At 45.4% G+C, this 12,151-nt stretch carries 9 protein-coding genes; 5 read left to right on the top strand and 4 right to left on the bottom strand.

All coding sequences use genetic code 11. From position 1 onward, the window contains the following. Positions 1–30: 30 nt before the first annotated feature. The 4 genes from GGE08_RS12730 to GGE08_RS12745 all read right to left on the bottom strand — a co-directional run bounded on the left by GGE08_RS12730 (position 31) and on the right by GGE08_RS12745 (position 6,788). Positions 31–2,433, bottom strand: coding sequence for a sodium-translocating pyrophosphatase (locus tag GGE08_RS12730; protein WP_179385268.1), 2,403 nt, complete (start codon positions 2,431–2,433; stop codon positions 31–33). 116 nt (positions 2,434–2,549) lie between these two features. Beyond that, the gene (locus GGE08_RS12735; RefSeq protein ID WP_179385269.1) at positions 2,550–3,077 is read right to left on the bottom strand and encodes an inorganic diphosphatase; all 528 of its coding nucleotides are present in this window, start codon (positions 3,075–3,077) and stop codon (positions 2,550–2,552) included. A 76-nt stretch (positions 3,078–3,153) separates the two neighbouring features. Beyond that, positions 3,154–5,649 carry a DUF5686 and carboxypeptidase-like regulatory domain-containing protein gene (locus GGE08_RS12740; RefSeq protein ID WP_179385270.1) on the bottom strand — a complete coding sequence of 832 codons (2,496 nt, stop codon included), beginning with the start codon at positions 5,647–5,649 and terminating at the stop codon, positions 3,154–3,156. Positions 5,650–5,807: 158 nt separating this feature from the next. Continuing rightward, positions 5,808–6,788, bottom strand: coding sequence for a pyruvate dehydrogenase complex E1 component subunit beta (locus GGE08_RS12745; protein ID WP_179385271.1), 981 nt, complete (start codon positions 6,786–6,788; stop codon positions 5,808–5,810). 167 nt (positions 6,789–6,955) lie between these two features. Between GGE08_RS12745 and GGE08_RS12750 the strand changes: the two genes are divergently transcribed. The 5 genes from GGE08_RS12750 to GGE08_RS12770 all read left to right on the top strand — a co-directional run bounded on the left by GGE08_RS12750 (position 6,956) and on the right by GGE08_RS12770 (position 12,127). After that, complete coding sequence (locus tag GGE08_RS12750) at positions 6,956–7,702, top strand: electron transfer flavoprotein subunit beta/FixA family protein (protein WP_179385272.1); 747 nt, start codon at positions 6,956–6,958, stop codon at positions 7,700–7,702. Between the two features lie 76 nt (positions 7,703–7,778). Further along, a complete protein-coding gene (locus GGE08_RS12755) occupies positions 7,779–8,747 on the top strand; it encodes an electron transfer flavoprotein subunit alpha/FixB family protein (protein ID WP_179385273.1) in 969 nt (322 codons plus the stop codon). An 89-nt stretch (positions 8,748–8,836) separates the two neighbouring features. Continuing rightward, a complete protein-coding gene (locus tag GGE08_RS12760; RefSeq protein WP_179385274.1) occupies positions 8,837–9,466 on the top strand; it encodes a bifunctional nuclease family protein in 630 nt (209 codons plus the stop codon). Positions 9,467–9,479: 13 nt separating this feature from the next. Beyond that, entirely contained in the window at positions 9,480–10,940 is a 1,461-nt protein-coding gene (locus GGE08_RS12765) for a NupC/NupG family nucleoside CNT transporter (protein WP_179385275.1), read from the top strand. Between the two features lie 362 nt (positions 10,941–11,302). Then, positions 11,303–12,127, top strand: coding sequence for a thymidylate synthase (locus tag GGE08_RS12770; protein WP_179385276.1), 825 nt, complete (start codon positions 11,303–11,305; stop codon positions 12,125–12,127). Positions 12,128–12,151 lie beyond the last annotated feature (24 nt).

The following is a 12,151-nucleotide window of genomic DNA, read 5'->3' on the forward strand; positions in this document are numbered from 1 at the left end:
GGTTTTTCCAGCTTTGCGGTAAAGCGCGAGCTAATCCTTTGCCTCGGCACTCTTATACGCTTCAATTTGTTTATCCAATGCTTCTTTGGTATCGGCGGTAAACTCCTTGGTTTCTTCCACCATCTCTCCATCTACGTTGGAACTTGAGGTAACCACTGCTTTGTAACCTCCGTCAGCGGTATTGCTTACCTCTACACGAATTTGCTTTTCTACCATCTTGGATTCTTTCATTCCCTCTTCGGTAATGGTAATCATGGTACCATCTTCCTTCAACATGCTTACTTCGTCTGCTGGCGAAAGACTTACCAAACTAGGGGCAATAACCAGTGCCACAACGGACATTAATTTAAGTAGAATGTTCAAGGAAGGACCTGAAGTATCCTTAAAAGGATCCCCAACGGTATCCCCAACAACGGCTGCCTTGTGGGCGTCGCTACCTTTACGACCTTCACTTTCAATAGTTTTTTTGGCGTTATCCCATGCTCCACCAGCGTTCGATTGGAAGATGGCCATCAAAACGCCTGCTGTGGTTACACCAGCCAGCAATCCACCAAGCATCTCAGCACCTCCGATAAATCCTACTGCTACAGGAACGGCTATAGCCAATAAACCAGGCAATACCATTTCCCTAATGGAAGCTTGTGTAGAAATCTCAACACATTTTTCATATTCTGCTTTTCCATCCGCTGCTTCAAAAATCGCTCTGTCTTCCTTGCTCGCCTTGGAAAGGTCGGTATCGTACTTACGCATGATTTCCAAAGCTGCTTTCAACTCAGGAATGTCCTTAAATTGTCGGCGTACTTCCTCGATCATGGACATGGCAGCTCTACCCACTGCATTCATAGAAAGGGCTGAGAATACGAAGGGAAGCATTCCCCCGATCAACAATCCAGCCATAATATCTGGTCTGGACACATCAATCGACTGTACACCTGCAGTTTTCATAAAGGCGGCGAAAAGTGCCAATGCGGTCAATGCGGCAGATGCAATCGCAAAACCTTTACCGATTGCTGCGGTAGTATTTCCAACGGCATCCAATTTATCCGTTCTATCACGAACCTCTCCAGGAAGTTCGGCCATTTCGGCAATACCTCCTGCGTTATCTGAAATGGGTCCGTAGGCATCAACAGCCAACTGAATTCCCGTATTGGCCAACATTCCGACCGCTGCAATCGCGATTCCGTACAAGCCGGCAAAATAGTGCGATACCAAAATAGCGGCCGCAATCAATATAATAGGTATGGCTGTGGACATCATTCCCACGCCAAGTCCAGCGATAATGTTTGTGGCAGAACCTGTCTCGGATTGACGCACAATGGAGTTCACAGGTTTGGTTCCAGTTCCTGTATAATATTCGGTTACTTTTCCAACCAACAATCCGGCCACAAGACCTGCAATGGTCGCCCAGAAAACGCCCATGGAAGTGAATTCTTTTCCACCTTCAACCCATGTTTCAGGGAGCATAGCATTGATTATAAAGTAGGAAGCGACCAACATAAGGCCTGCAGAACCAAATTCACCGATATTCAGTGCAGTCTGCGGATTTCCTCCATCCTTAACCCGAACAAAGAAGGTTCCGATAATGGACATGATGATTCCCACTGCCGCCAAAGCCAAAGGCAAATACACGGCACCAAGACCGTCAAAAGCAGCCTGAAATTCGGGCAATCCTGCAAACACAGCACCCAAAACCATGGTTCCGATTATAGAACCTACATAGGATTCAAAAAGGTCGGCTCCCATACCGGCAACATCTCCAACGTTGTCCCCAACGTTATCTGCAATGGTTGCGGGGTTCAACGGGTGATCCTCTGGAATTCCCGCTTCGACCTTTCCAACCAAATCAGCTCCCACGTCGGCAGCCTTGGTGTAGATACCTCCACCCACACGGGCAAATAGGGCAATGGACGAAGCTCCAAGAGAGAAGCCCGACAGTACATTCAGTACTTCGCCAATCTCCCAACCTTGTCCGCTATAGATCATAAAAAGCCCGCTCAAGCCCAACACGCCAAGTCCCACAACGCCAAGTCCCATCACGGCACCTCCGGCGAAGGCCACTTCGAGGGCTTTGCCCAAGGATGTCCTTGCTGCATTGGTAGTTCTCACATTAGCCTTCGTGGCCACTTTCATCCCAATGAATCCAGCCAAGGCTGAACATATAGCCCCAACTACAAAGGAAATGGCTACCATTCCATTGGAACCGGCTTCGTTACTTCCTTTAAAGTAAAGCAACACGGCCACACAAAGCACGAAAATGCTCAGTATTTTGTATTCGGCCTTTAAAAATGACATTGCACCATCGGCAATGTTCTTGGCAATCCTTGCCATTTTTTCGTCCCCGACCTCTTGTTTGGAAATCCATACGTTCTTGATTAAGACATACAGAAGGGCCAAGACACCAAATACGGGCAAAAATTTTACGATTAAATCCATAGGTTAGATCATTTAGAATTTTTTAATGCTCGCTAATGTAGTAAAATACGAAGTAATAAAAAAAATGCGCCTTTGATTATTAAAAGCGCATTTTTTTAAAGTTATATTTAGGCAATCTATATGGTGTAGGCCCGTCTTTTTTTGTGGTCGCTTTCTTCGTAGCGCTTTACACATTCGTGGTAGATTTGAACGGCTTCGTTAACGTCTCCCCATCCACCGGTATCTACTTTCTTCTCTTCCAAATCCTTGTACACTTGGAAAAAGTGTTCGATCTCTTTCAATCGATGTGGGTTCAGTTCGCTGATATCGTCCCTTTTGCTCCAGATGGGGTCGGAAACGGGAACGCAAATAATTTTTTCGTCGGGACCTTTCTCATCGGTCATGTGGAAAACGCCAACGGGTTTTACTTCCACCACCACCATAGGATAGGTGGGTTCGGTACAAAGTACCAAAACGTCAAGCGGATCGCCATCCAAGGCCAAGGTCTCTGGAATAAACCCGTAGTCCCCTGGGTACATCATTGAGGAAAATAGGGTCCTGTCAAATCTAATTTTGTTGAGGGTAAAATCGTATTCGTACTTATTTCTGCTTCCTTTGGGTATTTCTACCAGTACATCGAAGGTAACACGTGGTTTCTTTGCCATGTCAATAATTAATTTGTGGTGCAAAAATAACCACTACAACTGGAATAGACCCCATAAATCATGGGTTTCCTGCTGATTAAAAGCTAAATCCGAAAGATCCCGTGATCCCGAAAGCCCTTGCATCTGGATTATCGAGATAATTCCCCCTAAAATTGAAGTCGATACGAAGTATTTTGAAGATGTTCCCTACCCCGAAGGAGTACTCCCAGTAAATTTGGTCGTCCGGTGCGATCAAGGGAATATTGGTGGGTGCGCTCAAAGCAATATTCGCTTCCGACAATTGGCCCCAAGCGCCTCTTAGCCCCACAATCTCCCTAAGATTGAGTTTGCGCAGCAAAGGAATCCTTGAGAACAACCTTCCATTAAAATTATGCTCCAAGTGCACAGTGGCATAGGTATCCGTCACAAATTCATAAAAATCGAGGTTGGGGAATGTATTATACAAGGAAAACAGGGTTTGGTTTCCCGGTATCACGCTCAAAAGGGACAAAGGCACCTCACCAAAGGTTTTGCCCAGCTCCACGCTGCTCGTCAGCCTACCCAGACCTCCGAGTTGCCAAGGTTGCTGATACGAAAACTGTACTTTTTCGTAGTCAAAATCGCTTTCCAGAAAACCATCCACACCTTTGGTGTATTTGAGCACAAGGGTACTATAATTGTCGTTGATGTCCGATCGCTCCACGCCATAGCCAATGGTGCGCTTTCCCGGAGTATAGATCAAGGTCGTATTCAGGTCAAACTGTCTTACCTCCGAAGAAATTCCGGTTGGCGAATCCGGGTCAATATAATCCAGACTGAATGCTTCCAGCAGTGCAGAACTAAGGGTTCGGAATGATCCCCCGACATTAATCCTAAAATTTTTTACGGGTTCCATCTCTACATTTAGGGTGGAAAGGTTGATATTGGTCAAACGGTCGTTGGCACCCACTGTAACCAATGAGGACGAGGCAATGCTGCGACCCAATACATCATTGGTACTGGTCAAGCTAAGGCCCAATTGTTCAATATCCCTGCGATTGCCCCCTGAAACAATCAAACGATTTTTACGGTCCAACAGAAACTTGCCCGAAAATCCGTGTTTGAACTTTTTATCATTGAAGCCGTAGGCCATATAACCTTCCAAACGCCAGAGATCATTCTGACTAAAATAGGTACGGGCTCCTGCACGCAAACGGATACCTTCGGCATCGTTGTAACCAAAGGTGCTGTAAATGTCACCAATATCGAGGTTCCACTTATCGATTTCGACATAGCCAGACCCCAAAATGCTCACAATGTCATAATAGGTGCGGAACTTGGGTACGGTCTTAAGGGTGTCCAACAGCTTAAATATCCCCGATTCATCGTCGTTGAGACTTTCCAAGCGCGCATTTTGCCAAAAAATACTGTCCTGCGAGAATACCCTCGGATCGTAAGGGTCGGCAACCGCCTTATAAAATGCTTCGGGACGGGGATTATTAAAAGTATAATTGTCAAAAACAGTGGTACGTTTTCCGTACACCCCTCGGGACTCTTCCTTTTTGGAAAAGCTAAAATCGCTCAGCATATAATCCCGCTTCAACAAAAAGACCGAATCGCTGACCACCTCAAAATCCTGTTCAATATAAATTTCCTTCACCCAGTTAATGTTGGCACTTTTGGTGACCTGCAGATTGATTTTTTTGATGGCGAAGGTGGTGTCGTTCACCCAAAAGTCGCCCTTAAAGGTGAGTTCATTCTTTCTCCTGGGATAGTAAATAATATTGTAGCACCATTTGTTATCGATAAAGGTACTATCCGAAAGGACATAGTTGTAGACATCGATGCCCGTTCTGGATAAGGGACTGGTAAAGCTCTTATCAAAAAACTTGAGGTAGTTGTCGTAGATATTGTAATCGGAATAGAGGTCTTCTACAAAGGCAGTTATGGCCTGATTACCACTAAAACCAGAATTTTTGTTCCCCAGTACATCTTCCTTCTCCCTTTCCATTTCGTTATCGCCGTAAACCTTGGAAAATGTTTCGTTCAAGAAAATGGGCAAATACGTCTTTCCTGTGATTCGAGAGGTATCCAAATCCTCGAACATAAACTCCAGTCCCTTGAACAGTTTACTTTTGATGAGTGCACTATCTATAGTATTGAGGTCGAACTCTATTTTTTCGTACTTATCGTATTGGTATTGGTTGAACTTACGCACCCCGTTCTCTCGTTTTTTCGCCCAAATTTTCCGCAAAATATCGATGGCAGGGTTGTTCTTTTTGGATTGCTTGCCAGTGTACACAATCACTTCCTGAAGCTGTTCTGCAGATTCCACCAGTATGATTTCCATTCCGTAGTTTATCTTCTGCTCCAAAACCACTTCTTTGGTTTCATACCCTATAAAAGATACTTTGATGGTATCGTAGGTCTCATCAGACTCCAAATAAAAGCGTCCATTGTCGTTGGTGATGGTACCTTCGGAAGAGTTCACAAAAATAATGTTGGCAAACGCAATGGGTTCACTGGTCTCATCCGTAACCACACCTTCAATTTTGGTCTGTGCGCTAAGGCAAGTAATAAAAAGTAGAAAAAAAGCGGAAAGGATTCTTTTCATAGACAAGAATAAGGGACATGATGGTAAGCGACATAGGTTTGTCTTATCCAACTTTAGGTCAAATTTGGTTCAAACTAATTTGTAATCAAAACAATATTCCCTAAAAAAAAGCCCCGTCAACAAAGTTGACAGGGCTAATATACCGTACAAATATGATTCTAAAGCTTATATAACACTTTCTTAACAGCCTTGATAACGTCTTCATGGTTGGGTAACCACTCGGCCAAAAGTACCGGGGAATAAGGCGCAGGTGTATCTGCGGTGTTCAATTTAACGATTGGAGCATCCAAATAATCGAAAGCCTTGTCCTGAACATGGTAGATGATTTCGGTGGCCACGTTACCAAAAGGCCAAGCCTCTTCCAAAATCACCATTCTATTGGTTTTCTTTACGGAAGCGAGTATGGCTTCGTGATCCATCGGACGAACCGTGCGCAAATCAATAATTTCACAACTGATGCCCTCCTTCTCCAACTCATCGGCAGCTTTGTAGGCCTCTTTGATTATTTTTCCAAAGGATACGATAGTCACATCGGTTCCCTCCCTTTTAATGTCCGCAACACCCAATGGAATGGTGTACTCGCCTTCAGGCACTTCACCTTTGTCACCATACATCTGTTCCGATTCCATGAAAATCACGGGGTCGTCATCGCGGATAGCGGATTTCAACAATCCCTTGGCATCGGCCGGGTTCGAAGGAACCACCACCTTTAGGCCAGGGGTGTTGGCAAACCAACTCTCAAATGCCTGGGAGTGGGTTGCGGCCAACTGTCCCGCAGAAGCCGTAGGGCCCCTAAAAACAATTGGACAATTGAACTGCCCGCCCGACATCTGACGGATCTTGGCAGCATTGTTTATAATTTGATCAATCCCCACCAAGGAGAAATTGAAGGTCATAAATTCGATGATCGGTCTGTTTCCGTTCATGGCAGAGCCTACGCCGATACCGGCAAAACCAAGCTCCGAAATTGGGGTATCGATAACGCGCTCTGGTCCGAACTCATCCAGCATCCCTTTGGAAGCCTTATAAGCACCGTTGTACTCGGCTACCTCCTCGCCCATCAAATAAATGGTATCATCCCTTCGCATTTCTTCGGACATAGCCTCCGCTATCGCCTCCCTAAACTGTAATGTTTTCATTGAATCGTACTAAATAGTTATAGTCTGCTTAAAAACGCAAGCAAAAATAGGAAAAACTAGCCGAAACTTACCGGGACAAAATCCAAAAAAAGAACAAAATTTATTATGCATGCATAATAAATTTCGGATTTTATAATTATATTTGGAGACCAAAACCTAAAGTATATATGAAGATCTTAGTTTGCATAAGCAACGTACCGGATACCACTTCCAAAATCAACTTTACGGAAGGCGATACCAAGTTTGACACAAACGGGGTTCAATTTGTGATTAATCCCAATGATGAATTTGGCCTTACCCGCGCTATGTGGTTCAAGGAAAAACAAGGTGCGGCCGTTCATGTGGTCACTGTGGGAGGTCCCCAGACCGAACCAACCATAAGAAAGGCGTTGGCCATTGGGGCCGATGAGGCCATTCGTGTGAATGCCGAACCTACCGACGGCTTTTTTGTGGCACAGCAACTGGCCGAAGTCGTCAAAAAAGGGGAATACGACCTGATCATCGCCGGAAGGGAATCCATTGACTATAACGGTGGTATGGTTCCCGGCATTTTGGCCACTTTATTGGACATGAACTTTGTAAATACGTGCATCAGCCTAGAGATTGATGGCAATACAGCTACCGCAGTTCGCGAGATTGATGGTGGAAAAGAAAAGATTAGCACTACACTTCCACTGGTCATTGGGGGTCAAAAAGGATTGGTTGAGGAAAGCGACCTCCGCATTCCCAATATGAGAGGTATTATGATGGCGCGCAAAAAAGCGTTAACCGTAGTTGAGCCTGTTGATGCTGCACAACCCACGCAAGACCAAAAATTCGAAAAACCCGCAGCCAAGGGGCCCGTTAAGCTGGTCGATGCAGGAAACGTTGGCGAATTGGTAGAACTATTGCACAACGAAGCGAAAGTGATTTAAAGTCAAAACTCAAATTCAAACCACCAAATACCAACATTTGGAATTTGGGATTTGAAAAATTGAAATTTCAGAAAATATGTCAGTACTAGTATATACAGAATCCCTAAAGGGAAAATTCAAGAAAAATGCCTTCGAAGTGGCCTCCTATGCGTACAAAGTGGCTCAAGATATGGGCACCACCGTTACTGCGGTGACCTTCAATGCAGAGGATGATGCCTCTTTGGGAACCTATGGGGTTTCCAAGGTGCTAAAGGTTTCGGATGACTCTTTGACCACCTTTAATGCCAAAGCTTATGCCGAGGTGTTGGCAGAGGCCGCCAAAGCCGCCGATGCTAAGGTAATTGTGTTGAGTTCCAGTGCGGACAGCAAGTTTTTGGCACCTATCCTTACGGCCAAATTGTCCGGTGGCTATGTGCCCAATGTGGTTGCTGCGCCCGAGAGCACTTCTCCTTTTGTAGTGAAGCGGACCGCCTTCAGTAACAAAGGATTTGCCATGACCGAAATATCATCGGATGTAAAGATTATCGGTGTTTCCAGTAATGCTTTCGGTGTGGTGGAAAACAATATATCCGCTTCAGTTGAGGATTTCAGCCCATCTTTGGACGACAATGACTTCACCGTAAAATCCGTAGAAGTGGACCGCGTAGTCGGAAAAGCGACCATTGCCGACGCTGATATTGTGGTCTCCGGCGGACGTGGACTTAAAGGTCCTGAAAACTGGAACATGATCGAAGATTTAGCAGACGTTTTGGGTGCAGCAACTGCCTGTTCCAAGCCCGTTTCCGATATGGGATGGCGACCTCATGGCGAGCACGTAGGGCAAACCGGAAAGCCGGTTGCCAGCAACCTTTATATTGCCATAGGAATCTCTGGAGCCATACAGCACTTGGCAGGAATCAATGCTTCCAAGGTCAAAGTGGTCATCAACAACGATCCAGAAGCACCTTTCTTTAAAGCAGCCGACTACGGAATTGTCGGTGATGCCTTTGAGGTAGTACCGGAACTCATCGAAAAATTAAAAGAATTTAAAGCCCAAAACGCTTAAATTTTGTTAATTTGCCCATTGCAAGGGGCTGTTCGGATAACTGGCTAAGCCGCTTATTTGAACAGCCCTTTTGCTTTAGGAGGAGATATATGAGTTTAGTACGATTAAAAATAAAGGGAATATCTTACAGCCAAACGCAAAATGGCGCTTACGCCCTTATTTTGAACGAAGAGGAGGGCGACCGTAAACTTCCCATTGTCATAGGTGCTTTTGAGGCCCAATCCATTGCCATAGCATTGGAAAAGGAAATCAAACCGCCCAGACCCTTAACGCACGATCTTTTCAAAAACTTTGCGGACCGGTTCAAGATTGTGGTCAAACAGGTCATTATCCACAAACTGGTGGACGGGGTGTTCTATTCCAGCATTATCTGTGAGCGTGACAATGATGAGGAAATCATCGATGCGCGCACCAGCGATGCCATTGCCCTAGCCCTACGCTTCAATGCTCCGATTTTTACCTACAAAACCATTTTGGACAAAGCAGGCATCTTCCTTAAATTCTCTTCCAAAGAAAAAGAAGAGGACGAGGACGACAGCATCATGGTGGACGAGATCCTTCAAGAAGGTGAGGCCGTTGAGATAGAATCAGGCGCAGATACCCATGGATACCGCGAAATGTCCTTACAAGAACTACATGCCGAATTGGACAAGGCCGTTGCAAGCGAAGACTACGAAAAAGCCGCCAAGTTAAGGGATGAAATTTCCAAGCGTAAATAAACAATCACCCTACATGGCGAAGAAGACCCAAAGTTTACTGTTACTGTTATTCCTATGTTCGGTCGCTTTTGGCCAAAATACACTGCCCGCAGATTCACTTAACCTTGCCATCGGTACTACTATCACCCAGGATATTCCCGTTGAGGAAACCTCCCAGATTGTTCCCAACCAAGGTTTTACCCTAAACACACTTTTGCGTGGCGCCTTGGGGATGACGGTGCTTATTTTGATATCCTTTTTGTTCAGCTCCAATCGAAAAGCGATTAAATGGAAGACTGTTGGAATAGGTCTCTCATTACAGGTTTTGATTGCCATCGGGGTACTCAAGGTCCCTTTTGTACAATACATCTTTGATCAAGTCGGAAACCTCTTTGTGAATATTTTGGAGTTTACCCGGGCGGGTAGTCAATTCCTCTTTGAAGGATTGGTGGTCGATATGGATACTTTTGGATACATATTTGCCTTTCAGGTACTGCCTACCATCATATTTTTCTCTGCCTTGACCTCCGTTCTATACTATTTGGGCGTGATCCAAGTGGTGGTAAGATGGATGGCCTGGCTGCTTTCCAAAAGTTTGGGCATATCGGGAGCTGAAAGTCTTTCGGTAGCCGGGAATATCTTTTTGGGCCAGACCGAGGCCCCACTGCTCATCAAGGCCTATCTGGAAAAAATGAACAAATCTGAAATCCTGTTGGTGATGATAGGTGGAATGGCAACCGTAGCAGGAGCCGTGTTGGCCGCATACATCGGATTTTTGGGTGGGGACGACCCAGAGTTGCGCCTCGTATTTGCCAAGCACCTTTTGGCCGCATCAGTAATGGCAGCCCCCGGAGCCATCGTTATTTCAAAAATATTGTATCCCCAGACCGAAGAAGTCAATACCGATGTAGAAGTTTCTTCGGAAAAAATTGGGGACAACATATTGGATGCTATTGCCAATGGAACTACCGAAGGGTTAAAGCTCGCCCTGAATGTTGGTGCCATGCTTTTGGTATTCGTAGCTTTCATTGCCATGATCAATGGTATTTTAGGGTGGATTGGTGATTTTACCACTTTCAACAACTGGATTGCGGCCAATTCGCCATACACAGAATTTTCCTTGGAGTCCATTCTAGGAACGGTTTTCGCTCCCCTCATGTGGCTCATTGGCGTAGCCAACGAAGATATTATGCTCATGGGACAGCTGCTCGGGATAAAATTGGCAGCAAGTGAGTTTGTGGGATACATTCAGCTGGCAGACCTTAAAAATGTTTCCAGCGGGGTACACTTTACTTACAACAAATCCGTCATCATGGCGACTTACATGCTTTGTGGTTTTGCAAACTTCGCCTCTATCGGTATTCAGATTGGGGGTATTGGTTCTTTGGCGCCCGGCCAGCGAAAAGTACTGTCCTCCTTTGGGATGAAAGCTGTTTTGGGAGGCTCCTTGGCATCGCTGTTATCTGCTACCATCGCCGGGATGATTTTGGGGTAGTTTGGTAGAGGGGCAAAGGGTAAAGGGCAAAGGGTAAAAGGCTAATAGTCTTTTTTAAGAATCAAAAAAATCAGAACATAAAATTCAACCTCGGAATTTTAAACAAATCAAACCATTGACCATTCACCCATACCCCTTCTGCCCAGTTAATAAACTCTTTATAAGTCTTGCCCATTTCTGTTTCAAGAATCTGCCTATTGGATTAATTTCGAGGGATTGATTTTTGGTCACATCAGAGCTATTGCCCTGAGCGAAATCAAAGGGGCGTCGAGATGGCCTAAATTTAATCGAATAAGATTTCTCGATACCATTTTCCGCTCGCGGAAAACCACTCGGAATGACATTGTAACGGAACAAACAGCATGAAACAGTACCACGACCTTCTGAAACACGTATTGGAGCACGGCAACCAAAAAGGGGACCGCACCGGAACAGGGACCTTAAGTGTTTTTGGCTATCAAATGCGGTTCGACCTTGCGGAGGGCTTTCCCATGGTAACCACCAAAAAACTGCACCTAAAATCCATTATCCATGAATTGTTGTGGTTTTTGAAAGGCGATACCAATATTGCCTATTTACAGGAAAATGGGGTGCGCATCTGGAATGAGTGGGCCGATGAAAACGGTGATTTAGGGCCCGTGTACGGACACCAATGGCGCAATTGGAACAGTGAGGAAATCGATCAGATCAAAGAAGTGATCGACACCTTAAAAAACAATCCGAACAGCAGAAGAATGTTGGTTTCGGCCTGGAACCCCAGTGTGTTGCCCGATACCTCGGTATCTTTTTCCGAGAATGTGGCCAACGGTAAGGCCGCGCTCCCGCCCTGCCATGCTTTTTTCCAATTTTATGTGGCCGATGGCAAGCTTTCCTGCCAGTTGTACCAGCGCAGTGCGGACATTTTTTTGGGCGTTCCGTTCAATATTGCTTCGTACGCCCTATTTACCTTAATGATGGCCCAAGTATGCGGCTACCAACCTGGGGATTTTATACACACCTTTGGTGATGCCCATATCTACAACAACCACATGGAGCAGGTGGAACTGCAATTGAGCCGCGACCCACGCCCCTTGCCCACCATGAAATTGAACCCTGAGGTGAAGGATATTTTTGATTTTACTTTTGATGATTTTGAACTCTTGAACTACGACCCACATCCGCATATTAAGGGGGTGGTTGCTGTCTAAGGTAGAGCATCAAAATATTATTAG

Source organism: Allomuricauda sp. ARW1Y1 (assembly GCF_013407935.1).
GTDB lineage: Bacteria > Bacteroidota > Bacteroidia > Flavobacteriales > Flavobacteriaceae > Flagellimonas.